The organism is Paramagnetospirillum magneticum AMB-1 (assembly GCF_000009985.1).
In the GTDB taxonomy this organism is placed as follows: domain Bacteria; phylum Pseudomonadota; class Alphaproteobacteria; order Rhodospirillales; family Magnetospirillaceae; genus Phaeospirillum; species Phaeospirillum magneticum.
The window spans coordinates 1,957,254-1,973,673 of record NC_007626.1 but is presented as its reverse complement, the minus strand read 5'-3'; the positions used below and the strand labels follow the sequence as shown (position 1 = coordinate 1,973,673).

The 16,420-nt window shown below is 65.0% G+C and carries 19 protein-coding genes; 1 reads left to right on the top strand and 18 read right to left on the bottom strand.

The window, feature by feature from the left end; genetic code table 11:
- Positions 1 to 4 precede the first annotated feature (4 nt).
- From AMB_RS09285 to AMB_RS09235, 11 genes are all read right to left on the bottom strand, one after another.
- Positions 5 to 556, bottom strand: coding sequence for an RNA polymerase sigma factor (locus tag AMB_RS09285; RefSeq protein WP_011384239.1), 552 nt, complete (start codon positions 554 to 556; stop codon positions 5 to 7).
- 167 nt (positions 557 to 723) lie between these two features.
- The gene (locus AMB_RS09280) at positions 724 to 1,023 is read right to left on the bottom strand and encodes an ArsR/SmtB family transcription factor (protein WP_043744018.1); all 300 of its coding nucleotides are present in this window, start codon (positions 1,021 to 1,023) and stop codon (positions 724 to 726) included.
- 47 nt (positions 1,024 to 1,070) lie between these two features.
- Positions 1,071 to 2,777 carry an arsenical pump-driving ATPase gene (gene arsA / locus AMB_RS09275; RefSeq protein WP_011384238.1) on the bottom strand — a complete coding sequence of 569 codons (1,707 nt, stop codon included), beginning with the start codon at positions 2,775 to 2,777 and terminating at the stop codon, positions 1,071 to 1,073.
- A 10-nt stretch (positions 2,778 to 2,787) separates the two neighbouring features.
- On the bottom strand, positions 2,788 to 3,159 hold the full coding sequence (gene arsD / locus AMB_RS09270) for an arsenite efflux transporter metallochaperone ArsD (RefSeq protein WP_011384237.1): 372 nt from the start codon (positions 3,157 to 3,159) through the stop codon (positions 2,788 to 2,790).
- Between the two features lie 11 nt (positions 3,160 to 3,170).
- Complete coding sequence (gene arsC / locus AMB_RS09265) at positions 3,171 to 3,599, bottom strand: arsenate reductase (glutaredoxin) (protein ID WP_011384236.1); 429 nt, start codon at positions 3,597 to 3,599, stop codon at positions 3,171 to 3,173.
- Between the two features lie 4 nt (positions 3,600 to 3,603).
- On the bottom strand, positions 3,604 to 4,662 hold the full coding sequence (gene arsB, locus AMB_RS09260; protein WP_011384235.1) for an ACR3 family arsenite efflux transporter: 1,059 nt from the start codon (positions 4,660 to 4,662) through the stop codon (positions 3,604 to 3,606).
- Positions 4,662 to 5,120 carry an arsenate reductase ArsC gene (locus AMB_RS09255; protein ID WP_011384234.1) on the bottom strand — a complete coding sequence of 153 codons (459 nt, stop codon included), beginning with the start codon at positions 5,118 to 5,120 and terminating at the stop codon, positions 4,662 to 4,664. Before AMB_RS09255 ends, arsB begins: the two co-directional genes overlap by 1 nt.
- 13 nt (positions 5,121 to 5,133) lie before the next feature.
- A complete protein-coding gene (locus AMB_RS25940; protein ID WP_011384233.1) occupies positions 5,134 to 5,634 on the bottom strand; it encodes an arsenate reductase ArsC in 501 nt (166 codons plus the stop codon).
- On the bottom strand, positions 5,631 to 6,047 hold the full coding sequence (locus AMB_RS25935; RefSeq protein ID WP_043744015.1) for an ArsR/SmtB family transcription factor: 417 nt from the start codon (positions 6,045 to 6,047) through the stop codon (positions 5,631 to 5,633). Before AMB_RS25935 ends, AMB_RS25940 begins: the two co-directional genes overlap by 4 nt.
- 86 nt (positions 6,048 to 6,133) lie before the next feature.
- Entirely contained in the window at positions 6,134 to 7,729 is a 1,596-nt protein-coding gene (locus AMB_RS23355) for a sensor histidine kinase (protein WP_011384231.1), read from the bottom strand.
- Positions 7,726 to 8,517 carry a substrate-binding periplasmic protein gene (locus AMB_RS09235; RefSeq protein ID WP_043744012.1) on the bottom strand — a complete coding sequence of 264 codons (792 nt, stop codon included), beginning with the start codon at positions 8,515 to 8,517 and terminating at the stop codon, positions 7,726 to 7,728. The genes AMB_RS23355 and AMB_RS09235 overlap by 4 nt, the downstream gene beginning before the upstream one ends.
- 104 nt (positions 8,518 to 8,621) lie before the next feature.
- Here AMB_RS09235 and AMB_RS09230 point away from each other — a divergent pair, with 104 nt between their 5' ends.
- Positions 8,622 to 9,296 carry a class I SAM-dependent methyltransferase gene (locus AMB_RS09230; protein WP_011384229.1) on the top strand — a complete coding sequence of 225 codons (675 nt, stop codon included), beginning with the start codon at positions 8,622 to 8,624 and terminating at the stop codon, positions 9,294 to 9,296.
- Between the two features lie 49 nt (positions 9,297 to 9,345).
- Here the strand turns inward: AMB_RS09230 and eno are convergent, their stop codons facing one another.
- The 7 genes from eno to AMB_RS09195 form a co-directional block, all read right to left on the bottom strand.
- Positions 9,346 to 10,623 (bottom strand): phosphopyruvate hydratase, encoded by a 1,278-nt coding sequence (eno, locus tag AMB_RS09225; protein ID WP_011384228.1) that lies wholly within the window; start codon positions 10,621 to 10,623, stop codon positions 9,346 to 9,348.
- A 28-nt stretch (positions 10,624 to 10,651) separates the two neighbouring features.
- A complete protein-coding gene (kdsA, locus tag AMB_RS09220; RefSeq protein WP_011384227.1) occupies positions 10,652 to 11,503 on the bottom strand; it encodes a 3-deoxy-8-phosphooctulonate synthase in 852 nt (283 codons plus the stop codon).
- Positions 11,504 to 11,529: 26 nt separating this feature from the next.
- On the bottom strand, positions 11,530 to 13,155 hold the full coding sequence (locus AMB_RS09215) for a CTP synthase (RefSeq protein WP_011384226.1): 1,626 nt from the start codon (positions 13,153 to 13,155) through the stop codon (positions 11,530 to 11,532).
- 93 nt (positions 13,156 to 13,248) lie between these two features.
- Complete coding sequence (gene secG / locus AMB_RS09210; RefSeq protein ID WP_011384225.1) at positions 13,249 to 13,587, bottom strand: preprotein translocase subunit SecG; 339 nt, start codon at positions 13,585 to 13,587, stop codon at positions 13,249 to 13,251.
- Between the two features lie 212 nt (positions 13,588 to 13,799).
- Positions 13,800 to 14,555, bottom strand: coding sequence for a triose-phosphate isomerase (gene tpiA / locus AMB_RS09205; protein ID WP_011384224.1), 756 nt, complete (start codon positions 14,553 to 14,555; stop codon positions 13,800 to 13,802).
- Between the two features lie 133 nt (positions 14,556 to 14,688).
- A complete protein-coding gene (locus tag AMB_RS09200; RefSeq protein WP_011384223.1) occupies positions 14,689 to 15,210 on the bottom strand; it encodes a DUF1641 domain-containing protein in 522 nt (173 codons plus the stop codon).
- Between the two features lie 10 nt (positions 15,211 to 15,220).
- The gene (locus AMB_RS09195) at positions 15,221 to 16,360 is read right to left on the bottom strand and encodes an NAD(P)/FAD-dependent oxidoreductase (RefSeq protein ID WP_011384222.1); all 1,140 of its coding nucleotides are present in this window, start codon (positions 16,358 to 16,360) and stop codon (positions 15,221 to 15,223) included.
- Positions 16,361 to 16,420 lie beyond the last annotated feature (60 nt).

Genomic DNA, 16,420 nt, shown 5'->3' with positions numbered 1-16,420 from the left:
AGGCTCATGGCCGCCGGTCCTCGCGCGGGGAGCACGGCACCGGATCACCGCCAAGATCGATCCGACAGTGCTTGCCCAATCGCTCCCGCAGGGCGGCGCGCGCCCGATGCAGCAAGACACGGGCATTGCCCTCGGTGATGCCCAGCGCCGCCGCCACCTCGGCATGGCCGGCGCCGCCCATGTCGTGGAGGACCAGCACTTCGCGCAGACGGTCGGGCAAGGCGGAAAGATGGGCGGTGATGCAATCGCCCATCTCGGCCTTCATCAGGGCGGTGACCGCGTCCTCGCATTGGTCAGCCAGGCCGGCGAAGTCCTCGGGGGCGGCACTTTCCTCGCGGCGGGTGGCCGGGCGGCGGAAATGGTCACGCAATGCATTCAGCGCGATGGCCGACAGCCAGGTCAGCGGCCGGGACCGCCCGGCGAAGGCCTGCTGGGCCGCTACGGCGCGCAGCAGGGTCTCCTGGACGAGGTCCTCGGCCAGATGGGCATTGCCGACCATGCCCTGCACGAAGCGGAGCAGTTCGCCCCGATGGGCCATGAGATCGAGAGTGGTCACTGTGCAGCCCCTCCTTGTTCCAATCGGGCCGGATCGGCCCCTCTTCGGTTGGACGGAAGGCCGGGGCCGATCGTTACAGGCCTCATGATAATTTCCATATTTCGAGAACTATGGATATTTTAGGCAAAAAAACGCCGGCTGTTCCCCGCCGGCTTCCGGGCCATGCTTCAGGTGCAGCAGGGATCGCGCGAACAGCAATTCTCGGTGAGATAGCCGACCACGGCCCGCATGCGTCCGTATTCGGCGGAATAGATCAGCGACCGCCCCTCGCGCCGGACCAAAACCAGTCCGGCATTCTTCAGGTGGGTCAGATGGAATGACAAGGTGTTGGGCGTGATCGCCAGTTCCTCGGCGATCTGCCCGGCCGGCAAGCCCGCCCGCCCGGCGATCACCAGCAGGCGGAAGACCCGCAGACGGGTTTCCTGGGCCAAGGCGGACAGGGCGGCGACGATGTCTTTCTCTTCCATATTTCGAGATATATGGAATTAATTGCGCCCTGTCAACAGCCCTGAAATCAGGCGGTCCAGGGAATCAGGGCCGTCCGCGAGGACGGATTGGCCGCCACCCGCTCGATGAAGGGAACCTCGTAGGTCCCCCGCTGGGTCAGCAAGGGATCACGGGTCCCGCTGGCCAGCAGGCTTTGATTGATCACCCAGGCAAAGGGCGTGATGCCGGCGCGGGCCAGATCGTCCTGCAGCCGCTCGGCCTCGTGCACCGGCGTCGCCTCGGCCAGGGTGACGATGATGGTCTTGGTGAAATCGCGATCGCGCAGCCGCGGCAGCAGCGAGCGCACCGCCTCGGGCATCTCGGCCTGGGTGCGCAGGACTTCGCGGTGATAGGCCTCGGCGGCGTCCAGCAGCAGGATGGTATGGCCGGTGGGGGCCGTATCCAGGATCACAAAGCGGTCCCGGCCTTCGTCCACGGTGCGGGAAAAGGCCCGGAACACGGCGATTTCCTCGGTGCAGGGCGAGCGCAGATCCTCTTCCAGCATGGCGCGGCCCGCCATGTCGAGAGTGCCGCCCGCCTTGGCCAGGACCTCGTCGCGGTAATCGGCCACTTCGCGTTCCGGGTCGATGCGGGTGACGGTCAGGCCGGCGACCTTGCCCTCGACCGCGTCCTGAACGTGGGCGGCGGGGTCGGTGGTCGACAGGGTCACCTTATGGCCAAGACGGGCCAGGGCAGTGGCGATGGCCGCCGCCACGCTGGTCTTGCCCACCCCACCCTTGCCCATGGTCATGACCACGCCATGACCGCTGGCGGCGATCTCGGCCACCAGGGCTTCCAGCCCGCCGGGCAGATGGATTCGGGGCATGGGTTCGAACCCGGGCGGATGGGCCGCCCCGGCCTGCCCCATGGCCCGCAGCGCGTCCAGGCCGACGGTACCCCTGGGCAGAAACGGCGTATCGCTGCGGGGCAACGACGCCAGTCCGGCGGGCATGGTCGCCAGCGCGTCCCGGCCACGCTCGGTCATGGCGTCGGCGATGGCGTCGCCCGGACTGGCGGCGGTGAAGACACCGTTCAGCGCTAGACGCAGATTGCTGACCCCCAGTTCGGCCAACTCGCCCCGGGTGCGCTCGGCCTCGCGCAGCGCCGAGCGCTCGGGACGGCTGACCAGGACCAGGGTGGTGGCCTTGGGATCGGCCAGTTGGGCCACGGTAGCGGCATACAGCGCCTTTTGCTTCTCAAGGCCCGCCAACGGCCCCAGGCAGGAGGCACCGCCGGTGCTTGATGCGATAAACTCGGTCCAGGCCGAGGGCAGGGTCAGCAGCCGCAGGGTATGGCCGGTGGGGGCGGTGTCGAAGATGACATGGTCGAACTCGGCCGTCGCCGCCGGATCGCCCAGCAGCTTGGCGAATTCATCAAACGCCGCGATTTCCACCGTGCAGGCACCGGAGAACTGCTCCTCCATGCTGGCGATGGCCGCCGCCGGCAGGATGCCACGATAGGGGCCGACCATCCGCTCGCGGTAATCGCGCGCGGCGGCTTCGGGGTCGATGTTCAGGGCGAACAGGCCGGGCGCGCCGGGAATGGCGGTGGGAACCTGAGACAGGGTCGCCCCCAGCACCTCATCCAGATTAGAGGCGGGATCGGTACTGACGATCAGCACCCGCCGGCCCGCCTCGGCCAAGGCCAGACCGGTGGCGCAAGACAGCGAGGTCTTGCCCACGCCGCCCTTGCCGGTGAAGAACAGGATACGGGTCTCGACCTGGGGCAGGCTCATGACATCGTCCTCAGCAGCACCCGGTTTTGGGCGAGCAGCACGACGAGCCGTCGGCCTTGACCGTGATGCGCGGCTTGGACGGAGTCAGGCCCAGCTTGGCGGCCAGTTGCTCGCGGGTCAGATAGATCCCGGTGGCGATGATATGGCCGTCCACGGCAATGATCGGCAGGCGATCCATGCCGGCTTCCATCTCCTTGAGCACCAAAGGGTTGGCGGCGAAGGCCTGGGGCTCGGTGCCCAGATTGTAACGCTGGACGGCGATGCCCTGTTCGGCCACCCATTTCAGGTCGGCGGCGAAGGCCACCAGGGCGGGATCGACCTCGGGGCCACACACGCCGGTAGAGCAGCACATGGCGGGGTCATAGACTTCGAGCTTGGTCATGATGGTCTCTCCTACAAAATGCGCTTGCCCTGCCCGTCCACCACCTGCTCGCCGTCCTCCTTGGTGAAGGCACCCTTCTGGGGCTGGGGCAGGATGTCGAGAACCAGTTCGGACGGGCGGCACAGTTTCACCCCCAGGGGCGTGACCACGATGGGGCGGTTGATCAGGATGGGATGAGCCATCATGGCATCGATCAATTGGTCATCGGTCAATGCCATGTTGTCCAATCCCAGATCGGCGTAGGGCGTGCCCTTCTTGCGCAGCAGGTCACGGACGGGAATGCCCATGCGCGCGATCAGCCCCACCAGTTCATCCCGCGTCGGCGGAGTCCGCAGGTATTCGACGACCCGGGGCTCTTCACCCGAATTGCGGATCAGCCCCAGGGTGTTGCGTGACGTGCCGCAAGCCGGGTTGTGATAGATGGTGATTTCGCTGCTCATCGGATTACACCTTGGACTCGTACCAGCCCTTGCTGGCATTGACGATCTTGACTACCGACAGCATCACCGGCACCTCGATCAGCACGCCGACCACGGTGGCCAGGGCGGCGCCCGACTGGAAGCCGAACAGGGAGATGGCGGCGGCCACTGCCAACTCGAAGAAATTGCTGGCGCCGATCAGGGCCGAGGGTCCGGCGACGCAATGGGCGACGCCCAACCTCTTGTTGAGCCAATAGGCCAGACCGGAATTAAAGTAGACCTGGATGGTGATGGGCACCGCCAGCATGGCGATGACCATGGGCTGGGCGATGATCTGCTCGCCCTGGAAGCCGAACAGCAGCACCAGGGTGGTGAGTAACGCCACCAGCGACAGCGGCCCCAGCGTCGCCAGGGTGGCGGCCAGGGCTTGCAGCCCACGGGCCAGCAGGGCCTTGCGCCACGCCTGCGCCACGATCACCGGCACCACGATGTAGAGCATCACCGACAGCAGCAGAGTGTCCCACGGCACGGTGATGGAGGACAGGCCCAGCAGCAGCCCGACGATGGGGGCGAAAGCGAACACCATGATCAAATCGTTCACCGCCACCTGGGACAGGGTGAAATGGGGCTCGCCATTGGTCAGGTTGGACCACACGAACACCATGGCGGTGCAGGGCGCGGCGGCCAGCAGGATCAGCCCGGCGATATAGGAATCGATCTGGTCGGCGGGCAGGTAGGGCTTGAACAGATGGCTGACGAAGATCCAGCCCAGCAGCGCCATGGAGAACGGCTTGACGCCCCAATTGATGAACAGGGTGACGCCGACTCCCTTCCAATGCTCCTTGACCTGATGCAGCGCGCCGAAGTCGATCTTCAGCAGCATGGGAATGATCATCAGCCAGATCAGCAAAGCCACCGGCAGGTTGACCTGGGCCAGTTCCAGGCGGCCGATGGCCTGGAACGGCCCCGGCAGGAAGTGGCCCAGGGCCACGCCGGCGACGATGCACAAGGCCACCCACAGGGTGAGGAAGCGCTCGAACAGGTTCATGGCGGGCTTGGCCGCCACCTCGCATGGGATGGACATCAGACCTCTCCCGCCCGGTCCGGGCCCAATTGGATCAGGCGCCGGACCTTGGCTTCGATCATGGCATAGACCTTGCGGAACTCGGCCAGTTGCTCCTCGTGGCTGCCCTTGGCGTCTGCCGGGTCGGGAAAGCCCATATGGAGCTTGGACGGATGGCCCGGCCAGACGGGGCAGACTTCGCCGGCCGCGTTGTCGCAGACGGTGATGACCAGATCCATCCTGGGCGCATCGGCCGCCGCGAACTCGTCCCACGACTTCGAGCGGTAGCCCGCCGTGGGCAAGCCCTTCTCCGCCAGGACTTCCAGCGACAGCGGATTGACCCGGCCCACCGGCCTGGAACCGGCGCTATAGGCCCTCCACTTAGCCCCGCCCAGATGGTTGATCAAGGCTTCGCCGAGGACGCTGCGGGCCGAATTGCCGGTACAAAGAACCAGAACATTGATGGTGGATTCGGTCATGGATGTTGCCTTGTCAGGTCCGGGGCTTGCCGATGTCGTCCAGGTGCTTTTGCAGCGACAGACGGTCGAGGGACGCGATCGGCAAGGCGGAGAAAATGCTGATGCGATTGTTCAGCATGCGCATCACATCGGCGGCCAGGGCCGCCTTCTCGACGGCGCCGCCTTCGAATCCGGCGGGATCGGGCACGCCCCAATGGGCGGTCATGGGCTGGCCCGGCCACGCGGGGCAGACCTCGCCGGCGGCGTTGTCGCAGACGGTGAAGACGAAATCCAGTTCGGGCGCACCCGGCCGGGCGAACTCCTCCCACGACTTGGAGCGGAAGCTGTCGGTGGGGAAGTTCAGCTTCTTCAGCAGATTCAGCACCGTCGGGTCGATATGGCCCTTGGGCTGGCTGCCGGCGCTGAACGCCTTGAACTTGGTGCCGCCCTCACGGTTGAGAATGGCTTCGGCCATGATGGAGCGCGCCGAATTGCCGGTGCACAAAAACAGGACGTTGTAGGTCTTCTCGCTCATGGTGGTCCCCCACAGCAGGTGGATTCGGCCAGAGCATTCGAAAACAGCGCCGCCCGCCCCTGGTCGCACAGGGCCTGAACCGGCACGGCATTGACCAGCGCCAGAACCCGGCGGTCCTCCACCGAGGTCGGGTCATCCTTCAGGGATGCCCCGACCAGATCGAGGAAGGATCGGGCGTAGGCGTTGAAGTCGCGTTCGGCCAGCCGGTAGTAGACCCACTTGCCGTCCCGGCGCTGCTGCACCAGGCCGGCGGTCTTCAACGCCGCCAGATGCTTGGAGATGGTGGCGGGCGCCAGGTCCAGCACCGTGGTGATCTGGCAGACGCAGAGCTCGCCCCCTTCCAGCAGCTTCAGGATACGCACCCGGCTGGGATCGGCGACGGCTTTGGCGACGGTTTCGAATGTCTCAAGCATGGGGAACGCTACCGTCAATTCGCTGAATGGTAAAATGATACATTCATGACGAAACGGGCGCAACGTCAAACGGATACGGCTGCGCTTCAGCTTGAAGCCGACGCACTCCGGCCCGCGATGTCCGGACCTGCCGCCGGCAGGGTGAAAAAGAAGGTCGCCCCCTCGCCCGACTCCGACTCCACCCAAATCCGCCCGCCATGGACCTCGACGATCTTCTTGCAAATGGCCAGCCCGATGCCGGTACCCTCATATTGCGCGCGAGTGTGCAGCCGCTGAAAGATTCCGAAGACGCGCTCGCACTGTTCGGCCGGAATGCCGATGCCGTTGTCCCTGACCGAAACCACCCAGCCGGCTTGGTCGGCATGGCAGGAAATTCGGATATGGGGCCGGACATCGGCGGTGCGATACTGGATGGCATTGCCGATCAGATTCTGGAACAACCGGACCAATTCACCCCGATTGCCCCGGACCGTGGGCAGGGATTGCGCGGCTTCGACCTCGGCCGCCGCCTCCTCCACCGGGACCTTCAGGTTATGCAGGGCTTCGGCGAGAACCGAGTCCAAAGCTACGGGCTGGAATTGATCGGCATTACGCCCTGTTCTGGAATACTCCAGAAGGTCCGTGATGAGCCGATCCATGCGGCTGGCGCCATCGCGGGCGAAGGCGATGAACTCCAGCTCGTCGCCCTTGAGGCGGTCCCTGGCCTGGCGTTCCAGCAAGGTGACGTAGGAGCTGACCATGCGAAGCGGCTGCTTCAGGTCATGGGACGCCACATAGGCGAACTGCTCCAGTTCGGCATTGGTCGCGGCAAGGCGCGCGGCCTGCCCCGTCAGGGCAAGGTTCGCCTCCTCAAGCGCCAGCGTCCGCTCGGCCACCTGGCTCTCCAGTTCCTGGTTGAGGGCCAGCAATTGGGCGCGATGCTCGTGCACCCGGTCGCTCAGCGAGTTCAACGAGTCGCGGAGCAGCATCAATTCCGTGCCGGCGATCATGGATTCGGCGGACGGCGTCAGGGTGATCCGCCGGGTTTCGGCCGGATGGGCGCCGTCCAGGGCACGAATCAGCTCCGACAGGGGCCGGACCAGCATGCGATGGCTGACCGCCAGGAAGATCGCCCACAGGATGGCTTCCTTAAACAGGGCGACGGCGATGATCAGGGCGCTCTGCCCCCAGATCCGGTCGATCAATTGCTGCCGCCCGGACAGCAACTCCGCCCGCCCCACCGACATGGTGCCGGTGGCATGGCGGTAGACGATGTCAAAGGCGTGATCGGCCACCGCCTGACCGGCCGCGGCGGCCCAGCGCTGCTGCTGAGCCTCGTCACGGCCGATGGACACCCCCCGGGGCTCACCTTCGGGGGCGCCTTCGGGCGATTTAAGGGCGATGACGAAAAGATGCCCGGTGGCGGGGTCGAACACGCGAACCCCGGCAATTTCCGGAATGGCCACCATGCCGGCGACGATAGAGTCCAGCTTGTCCGTTTCCATGGCCCACAGGGCGCCGGCCAGGGCGGTGTCGAAGGCCCGCTGGTCCGTAGTCAGCTCCCGCTGCAAGGTTGCGCGGGTCGATAGGAACTCGCCGACCACCAGCAACCCGGTCAGGACCACGGCCGCCACCACATACAGGGCAAACGACGTCCGGAACAGCCGGGTGGCGATGGAGTGCTGGAGAAAGGGCGGGGTCATTGCGCGTACTTGCCCGTAGCCAAGGCGCGATACTCGGCTGAGGTGGTCACTTCGGGGATGGCGTTCCACACCCGCTCAGCCACGTCAGGGTGCGACGCAGCGAACCGCTTGGAAAACATCAGGTAATAGGGCCGGCTTCGCAGGGGAGGCTGGAGCCTCACGATATCGCCGAACTCGGCGGGGGAGGCCTTGATCGCCGCTTCGGCCAAGCTCTCGATCTCGGCATAGGCATCGATCCGGCCAAGCGCCAGTTTGCGAAGGTTGCTCACTGTGTTTGCCTCAGGCTCGAGGGGCACGCCCATGGCCTTCAGGTCTCGGGCAATGGCAAAGTCCTGAGTTACGCCCACCGGCCTCTGCAGGCCGGATATCTGGCTTCCATTCCATTTCACCCCGGCACCGCGCCGCACGAACAGGGTGTAATTCAGCAGGTAGATCATCCGGCGGGCGTCAACCTCGCCATCCTTCATGGGATAAGCGCCATACCGCAGGCGGTCGGGGGTAAAACTCGAAGCGAAGATCGCGTCGGCTTGGCCGTGCTCGATCATGTAGAGACCGCGCTGCCACGGCACGCGCTGAAACTCGAACACGATGCCGGTTCGCTCGCCAACCATGCGCAACATTTCGACGATCAGGCTTGGTTTGTCGGGGTCAATGAAGGTACCATCACCATAGGTGATAGGAGGGTTGGGCGCCGTGTTGAACACCACGCGAATCGACGCAGCCGGTTCGGCAGCCCGGACAGAGGTGCTCATGACTATGGCTAGGACCAGAACAACCCGCCACATCATCCCCTCTCTATTTCCGCCTGGTACGCCCAAGCCTATCATCTGTCCAGGTTCCCACAAGTCCCGGAACACGCATGCGCAATGCGCTTCCACGACATGGTCCTGCCATGTCGGCGGTTAATCAGCCCGGAATGCCCGATCTGCCGCGCCTGTACCTCTGGATGCGAAACCTGTTCGGCTTCCAGCGCCGGCGAATGAAGGCGTTCGAAGCCCGATTCGGAGGGCTGGGAGAGTCCGTCCGGGTCGTCGACCTGGGCGGCCATCCCCGCTACTGGCGCTTTGTCACCACCCCGCCGTCGCTGACCTTGCTGAACATCCGGCGCTATGTCGGCAGCGACGATGTCCCCCATCAGATGGTGATCGGCGACGCCCGGCAGACCGGATTCGAGTCCGGCCAGTTCGACATCGCCTTTTCCAACTCGCTGATCGAGCACCTGAGCGGCCGAGCCGATCAGCAGGCCTTTGCCGCCGAGGTTCGACGCATCGCCGCCGGGTATTATGTCCAAACTCCATACAAATACGCCGTGTTCGAGCCCCACCTGCTGGTTTTCCTGATCCATCTGCTGCCACGGCCCGTCTACAAGTGGCTGGCCTTCTGGCTGTCCCCCCGCAAGTGGCTGACGGGCGCCGGCCGCGACATGGTCGACCGCGAGATCGACTCCATCAGCCCCCTGTCGGTCCGCGACATGCGGGAACTGTTTCCCGACGCCGTCATCGAGCGTGAGCGCGTCTTCGGCCTGACCAAGTCCCTGATCGCCATCAAGGTCCCCGGGCCATCATGAAAAAAGGGGCCCGAAGGCCCCCTTCCCCGTTTCGTCCGGAGACGAAAGCCTAGCGGCGCATGATGGTCTGGCCGGCGTAGCGGGCGGCCGAGCCCAGCAGTTCCTCGATGCGGATCAGCTGGTTGTACTTGGCGATGCGGTCCGAGCGCGACAGCGAGCCGGTCTTGATCTGGCCGCAATTGGTGGCCACCGCCAGATCGGCGATGGTCGAATCCTCGGTCTCGCCCGAGCGGTGGCTCATGACGGCGGTGTAGCCCGCCTTGTGGGCCATGTCGACGGCTTCCAGGGTCTCGGACAGGGTACCGATCTGGTTGACCTTGACCAGGATGGAATTGGCCAGGCCCTGGTCGATGCCCATGGACAGGCGCGCCGGGTTGGTGACGAACAGGTCGTCGCCCACCAGCTGGACCTTGGCGCCCAGGGCGTCGGTCAGCAATTCCCAGCCCACCAGATCGTCCTCGGCGCAGCCGTCCTCGATGGAGATGATCGGATAGGAGCCAACCAGCTTGGCGTAGAACTTGACCAGGCCCTTCTGGTCATAGGTCTTCTTGGCGCCCGCCATGACGTACTTGCCCTCCTTGAAGAATTCGGAGGAGGCGCAGTCCAGCGCCAGCATGATGTCCTCACCCGGCTTGTAGCCGGCGGTCTCGATGGACTTCATGATGAAGTCCAGGGCCATCTCGGCGCTCTTCAGGTTGGGGGCGAAGCCGCCCTCGTCACCCACATTGGTGTTGTGGCCGGCGTCCTTCAGGGTCTTCTTCAGGGCGTGGAACACCTCGGCGCCCATGCGGATGGCCTCGGAGCACGACGAAGCGCCCACCGGCATGATCATGAATTCCTGAATGTCGATGGGGTTGTCGGCATGGGCGCCGCCATTGATGATGTTCATCATGGGCACCGGCAGGGTGGAGGCGAAGGCGCCGCCCACATAGCGATACAGCGGCAGGCCCGATTCCTCGGCGGCGGCCTTGGCGGCGGCCAGGGACACGCCCAGGATGGCGTTGGCGCCCAGGCGCGACTTGTTGGCGGTGCCGTCCAGATCGATCATGGTCTTATCGAGCAGGATCTGGTCTTCCACGTCCATGCCCGACAAGGCGTCGTAGATCTCGCCATTGACCGAGTCGCAGGCCTTCTGCACGCCCTTGCCGAGATAGCGCTGCTTGTCGCCGTCGCGCAGCTCGCACGCCTCGTGCACGCCGGTGGAGGCGCCCGACGGAACGGCCGCGCGGCCGATCACGCCGGTCTCCAGCACGACGTCGACCTCGACGGTGGGGTTACCGCGCGAATCCAGAATCTCGCGGCCGTGGATATCGATAATGGCGGTCATCGGAACTCTCCCCTGGGATTAACTGGGATCAGTCTATGGAAACGGGAAACGACTTGGCGGTGGCGTCGAGCTTCATCAGAACCTCGACCAGCGCCGGCATGTCCTTCATGGCGATCATGTTGGGGCCGTCGGACGGCGCATGATCGGGATCGGGATGGCATTCAACGAACACGCCGGCCACGCCGATGGCGACGGCGGCGCGGGCCAGGACGGGAGCGAACCGGCGGTCCCCGCCCGAGGAATTGCCCTGTCCCCCCGGCGCCTGCACGGCGTGGGTGGCATCCATGATCACCGGCCAGCCGGTGCGCGCCATGATGGGCAGGCCGCGCATGTCGGTGACCAGGGTGTTGTATCCGAAGCTGGCGCCGCGCTCAGTCAGCAGAACGCGTGAATTGCCAGTGCTCTCGATCTTGGCGGCCACGTTGGCCATGTCCCAAGGCGCCAGGAACTGGCCCTTCTTGACGTTGATCACCGCGCCGGTGCGCCCGGCTGCGACCAGAAGATCGGTCTGGCGGCAAAGGAAGGCGGGGATCTGCAGCACGTCAGCCACCTTGGCGGCAATGACGCATTGCTCCTCGGTATGGACGTCGGTCAGCACCGGCAGGCCCAGCTTGGCCTTGATCTCGGCGAAGATGGGCAGGGCCTTGTCCAGCCCGACGCCGCGCTGTCCCGCCAGGGAGGTGCGGTTGGCCTTGTCGAAGGACGACTTGTAGATCAGGGCGATCCCCGCCTCGGCCGCCATGATCTTCAGCGCCTCGGCGCATTCCATGGCGTGATCGCGGCTTTCCATCTGGCAGGGGCCGGCGATCAGCACCAAAGGCAGATCGTTGCCGAGAATGACATCGTCATTGACGGCAACATGATGACGGGTCTGGGTCATGGCAGAGCCTCTAGACGAGACGCGGGTTAAACGAGTCGTGACTGGCGGACCGCCGCCGCGATGAAGCTGGTGAACAGCGGATGCGGATCGAAAGGCTTGGACTTCAATTCGGGATGGAACTGGACGCCGACGAACCAGGGATGGTCGGGAATCTCGACGATCTCGGGCAGCACGCCGTCGGGCGACAGGCCCGAGAAGGACAGGCCGGTCTTTTCCAGATCGGCCCGATAGCCCATGTTGACCTCGTAGCGGTGACGGTGGCGCTCGGAAATGCGGCCCTGGCCGTAGATCTCGCGCACCCGCGACCCCTGCTTCAGGTCGCATTCATAGGCGCCCAGGCGCATGGTGCCGCCCAGATCGCCGGATGCGGCGCGCTTTTCGAGCATGTTGCCCTTCATCCACTCGGTCATCAGGCCGACCACGGGATTGTCGCAGGGGCCGAACTCGGTGGAGCTGGCATCCTTGTAGCCGGCCAGATTGCGGGCCGCCTCGATCACCGCCATCTGCATGCCGAAACAGATGCCGAAATAGGGCACCTTGCGCTCGCGGGCGAAGCGCACCGCCTCGACCTTGCCGAAGGCGCCGCGCTCGCCGAAGCCGCCGGGCACCAGAATACCGTCGCAGGGCTCCAGATGCTGGACCACGTCGCCCTGCTCGAAGATCTGGCTGTCGATCCAGTTGAGGTTGACCTTGACGTTGTTGGCGATGCCGCCGTGGTGCAGCGCCTCGGCCAGGGACTTGTAGCTGTCCAGCAGGCTGATGTACTTGCCGACGATGGCGATGGTGACCTCGCCCTCGGGCTGGCGGATGCGGTCGACGATGGTCGACCAGCGCTTGAGGTCCGGCAGGGGGGCGTCCAGGCCGAAATGGCGGCAAACCACGGCATCCATGCCCTGTTCGTGATAGCTGATGGGCACCTGGTAGATGGAATCCACGTCGAGGGCCGGAATCACCGCATCGGGCGCCACGTTGCAGAACAGGGCGATCTTGCGGCGGTCGCCCTCGGGGATCTCGCGGTCGCAGCGGCACATCAGCATGTCGGGCTGAATGCCCACCGACAGCAGCTCCTTGACCGAGTGCTGGGTCGGCTTGGTCTTCAGCTCGCCCGCCGAGGGGATATAGGGCACCAGGGTCAGGTGCACGAACATGGTGCGGGCCCGGCCCAGTTCGTTGCCCAGCTGGCGGATGGCCTCCAGGAAGGGCAGGCTTTCAATGTCGCCCACCGTGCCGCCGATCTCGCACAGACAGAAATCCTCGTCCGTCAGGTCGCTCTTGACGAATTCCTTGATGGCGTCGGTGACGTGGGGAATCACCTGGACGGTGGCGCCCAGATAGTCGCCGCGCCGCTCCTTGGCGATCACGTTGGAGTAGATGCGCCCGGTGGTGATGTTGTCGCTCTTGCGCGACGGCACCCCGGTGAAGCGCTCGTAATGACCCAGGTCCAGGTCGGTCTCGGCACCGTCGTCGGTGACATAGACCTCGCCGTGCTGGTACGGGCTCATGGTGCCGGGATCGACGTTGAGATAGGGATCCAGCTTGCGCAGGCGGACCTTGAAGCCGCGCGCCTGGAGCAGCGCCCCCAGCGCCGCGGAGGCCAGGCCCTTGCCAAGCGAGGAAACCACACCACCGGTGATGAAGATGAAACGGGTCATCGGACTTTCGCCCTCGCTTTGCGTTTCCCCAAACGCCGTCCCCGCCCCTTGGCCGGGCGGCGGCGCCCCCTCAGAATTCAGTCTGCCGCCAGCCTATCGCGACAGCGGCGCACTGGGCGCGGCCGGCTCGGCCGGAACCACCGGCGCGGCGGGAGCCGCCACCGGAGTGTTCAGCTTGTCGAACGGCGAACCGCCGCCGGTGCGCGAATTGGCCAGCAGCGCCAGGACCAAGCTGGTCAGAAAGAACGACCCGGCCACGATGGCGGTGGTGCGCGTCAGCAGGTTGCCCGCCGCGCGGCCGGTCATCAATCCGCCGCCACTTCCGCCGCCGATGCCCAGCGCCCCGCCTTCGGACCGCTGCAGCAGGATCACACCCACCAGCGCCACGGCGAGGATCAGGTGAATGACGAGGATGATCGGAAAGACGTCCATGGATAAGCCACCGGATAATTAGCCGCCCATGACCGGGTCCCATGCGGAACCGGCCACAGAGCGCGAAGGATTTGTTGCAGGCGTTTTTAGCCCCGGCGGCGGAGGAAGGCTAGTGCAAAGTTCCTTCCCCGCGCCTCTTATCTTCAGCTTTCGCACATGCGCCCGTCATCCCGGCAGAGTTCTGTCCCCCCGGGATGACAGATTGGAGAATCTCAGCAGCTTTCGGCGATGGCCCAGAAATCCGCCACCTTGAGCGCCGCGCCACCGATCAGGCCGCCGTCCACGTCGGGCAGGGCCAGCAATTCCTTGGCGTTGTCGGGCTTCATGGAGCCGCCGTAGAGGATGCGCATCTTGCCCGCCTCTTCGGCGCCCACCAGCCGGGCGAGTTCGGCACGGATGGCGGCGTGGACTTCCTGCGCCTGGGCGGGCGTGGCGACACGGCCGGTGCCGATGGCCCAGACCGGCTCGTAGGCGATGACGGTGTTGGCGGCGTTGGCGCCCTCGGGCAGCGAGCCGTTCAACTGCGAGCGGTTGACCTCGATGGTCTGGCCGGCGTCGCGCTGGGCCAGGGTCTCGCCGATGCAGACGATGGCGACCAGACCGGCGCTGAGAGCGGCGGCGGCCTTGGCCTTGACCACGTTATCGGTCTCGGCGTGGTCGGTGCGGCGCTCGGAATGGCCGACGATGGCGTATTTGCAGCCCAGATCGGCCAGCATGGCGGGCGAGGTATCGCCGGTATGGGCACCCGAGGTCTTGGCATGGCAATCCTGGCCGCCGACGGCCAGCTTGGACCCGGCCAGGGCATCGGCCACCGGCGCGATCAGGGTGAAGGGCGGACAGACCAGCATGTCGCAATTGGGAGAAGCGGACGCCAGCTTGTCGGCGAGGCCCTTGGCCAGCGCCAGACCATCGGCCTTCAGCCCGTTCATCTTCCAGTTTCCGGCGATCAGCTTGCGTCGAATGGTCATGGCGGCGTCTCCCCTTGCCTTATGCGAAATGACTGCGCGCCATATACCACCGGATGGGGCAGCGCTACAGGCCAAAAAAACAAGGCGGGACCGTTTCCGGCCCCGCCCTCGAAATGTCGCCTCGGCCCTCCGCTTAGACCTGCGGGGCCTTGGCCAGATAGACGGCGCGCTTTTTCAGCGAGCACGAGAAGGAGAGCATGAAGCGCAGCGCCTCCTGGGTCTCCTTCTGGGACAGCATGCGCATGGTGCCAAACAGGCCGCCGCCGCCGCCGGGGATGTTGCAGGAATCAATGGCGTCCTCCATGGCGCCCTTGGCCTCGTGGGCCAGGGTGGCGAGGTCCTCGGTTCCCAGGTTGTTGGCCATGTGCTCGATGAACGAGAAGGCGCGGTCCACCATGGAATCGGTGGCCGCCGAGCGCATGGCGTGCAGCATGAACAGGGCATCGATCACCGTCTGCAGCGCGCCGGTGCGCTGCAGGGTGCCGACGGCGTCCAGCAGGGCGATGATCCCATCCTTGACGTCGGGCTCGTTGAGCTTGTCCACCACTTCCAGCGCATTGCCGGCGGTGCTGGTCAGGCGCTCGACCATGGAATCGGACAGAGCGTCCCGTACGCCTTGGGCCAGACGGGCCATGTCGTTGGGCAGTTCGTTCATGACGCCCCTCCTAGAGCAGGCCGCGGGCCGACAGCCAGTACAGCCGGTTGTAGGCGAGCTTGAACCAGTGGATCATCTGGGACGGCGGCCCGGGATTGGGCGGCGTGGTGTAGTTGAACCACACATAGGTGCCGCTGCCCAGCCCGGTCTCGACGAAGCAGAACACCTTGCCGTCATATTCGCGGGCGAAGGTCCCCTCCTGGCACAGTGACACCAGGTTGTCGATGGTGACGTCGGCCTCGAAATGGGCGGTGGAGCCGGCCTTGGAGATGGGGATGTTGGTGGTGTCGCCGACCACGAAGACATTGGTCGAGCCGTCGCGATGCAGGGTCTTGGTGTTGGTCGGCACCCAGCCGCCCTTGCCCAGCCCGGAATCGTCGATCACCTGGGCTCCCTGGTGGGGCGGCACGGTGATCAGCAGATCATAGGGAAGCTCGGAGCCTTCCATGGAGGTGATGGTCTTCTTCTCGGGATCGACGCTTTCCGTATTGAAGAAGGTCTCGGACTTGATGCCCAGCCTCTCGAATTCCGGCTTGGCCCAATGGGCGACGGGTTCGAGCGCATGCAGGCGGCCGATGGGATAGGTGTAGGTCAGCTCGGTCTTGTCCCACAGGCCCTTGGCCTTGAGGAAGTCGTGCAGCATGAATACCACTTCCAGCGGCGCCACCGGACACTTGTGCGGAGCATTGACGTTGACAATGATCTTGCCGCCCTGGAACTCGTTCAGGGCCTTACGCAGCTTACGTGCGCCGTCCAGGTCGTAGAACCAGTGCGCCCCCTCGGACATGCCGGGGACGTTCTGGGGCATGATGCGCGAGCCGGTGGCCAGCACCAGATAGTCGTACTTGAAGGTACGGCCCGCCTCGGTGGTCACCTGATTCTTTTCCACGTCGATGTTCTTGGCCGGATCGACGAAGAAGTTGACGCGCTTATCCAAGACCTTGCGCTGATCGCGGAACAGCTCCGCCTCGCGCATGCGGCCGAAGGGAATATAGAGCAGACCAGGCTGGTACATATGGGTTTCGCTGGTGCCCAGCATGGTGATGTTGAGTGCGCCCGAGCGAAGCTCGGCCCCCATCTGACGGCAAATACCATTGGCGACGATGGTGCCCGCAAGCCCCCCGCCGACGATCAGAATCGTCTTCGACATGAACTCCCTCCCTACGAGAGTATTGATGTATCAATATTCCATCTATGCCGTCTTCGCGGC

Coding starts and splice junctions, on each gene's coding strand:
- AMB_RS09280 (WP_043744018.1), bottom strand. CDS start 1,023: ATGGAAGAGAAAGACATCGTCGCCGCCCTGTCCGCCTTGGCCCAGGAA.
- arsA (WP_011384238.1), bottom strand. CDS start 2,777: ATGAGCCTGCCCCAGGTCGAGACCCGTATCCTGTTCTTCACCGGCAAG.
- arsD (WP_011384237.1), bottom strand. CDS start 3,159: ATGACCAAGCTCGAAGTCTATGACCCCGCCATGTGCTGCTCTACCGGC.
- arsC (WP_011384236.1), bottom strand. CDS start 3,599: ATGAGCAGCGAAATCACCATCTATCACAACCCGGCTTGCGGCACGTCA.
- arsB (WP_011384235.1), bottom strand. CDS start 4,662: ATGTCCATCCCATGCGAGGTGGCGGCCAAGCCCGCCATGAACCTGTTC.
- AMB_RS09255 (WP_011384234.1), bottom strand. CDS start 5,120: ATGACCGAATCCACCATCAATGTTCTGGTTCTTTGTACCGGCAATTCG.
- AMB_RS25940 (WP_011384233.1), bottom strand. CDS start 5,634: ATGAGCGAGAAGACCTACAACGTCCTGTTTTTGTGCACCGGCAATTCG.
- AMB_RS25935 (WP_043744015.1), bottom strand. CDS start 6,047: ATGCTTGAGACATTCGAAACCGTCGCCAAAGCCGTCGCCGATCCCAGC.
- AMB_RS23355 (WP_011384231.1), bottom strand. CDS start 7,729: ATGACCCCGCCCTTTCTCCAGCACTCCATCGCCACCCGGCTGTTCCGG.
- AMB_RS09235 (WP_043744012.1), bottom strand. CDS start 8,517: ATGATGTGGCGGGTTGTTCTGGTCCTAGCCATAGTCATGAGCACCTCT.
- AMB_RS09230 (WP_011384229.1), top strand. CDS start 8,622: ATGTCGGCGGTTAATCAGCCCGGAATGCCCGATCTGCCGCGCCTGTAC.
- eno (WP_011384228.1), bottom strand. CDS start 10,623: ATGACCGCCATTATCGATATCCACGGCCGCGAGATTCTGGATTCGCGC.
- kdsA (WP_011384227.1), bottom strand. CDS start 11,503: ATGACCCAGACCCGTCATCATGTTGCCGTCAATGACGATGTCATTCTC.
- AMB_RS09215 (WP_011384226.1), bottom strand. CDS start 13,155: ATGACCCGTTTCATCTTCATCACCGGTGGTGTGGTTTCCTCGCTTGGC.
- secG (WP_011384225.1), bottom strand. CDS start 13,587: ATGGACGTCTTTCCGATCATCCTCGTCATTCACCTGATCCTCGCCGTG.
- tpiA (WP_011384224.1), bottom strand. CDS start 14,555: ATGACCATTCGACGCAAGCTGATCGCCGGAAACTGGAAGATGAACGGG.
- AMB_RS09200 (WP_011384223.1), bottom strand. CDS start 15,210: ATGAACGAACTGCCCAACGACATGGCCCGTCTGGCCCAAGGCGTACGG.
- AMB_RS09195 (WP_011384222.1), bottom strand. CDS start 16,360: ATGTCGAAGACGATTCTGATCGTCGGCGGGGGGCTTGCGGGCACCATC.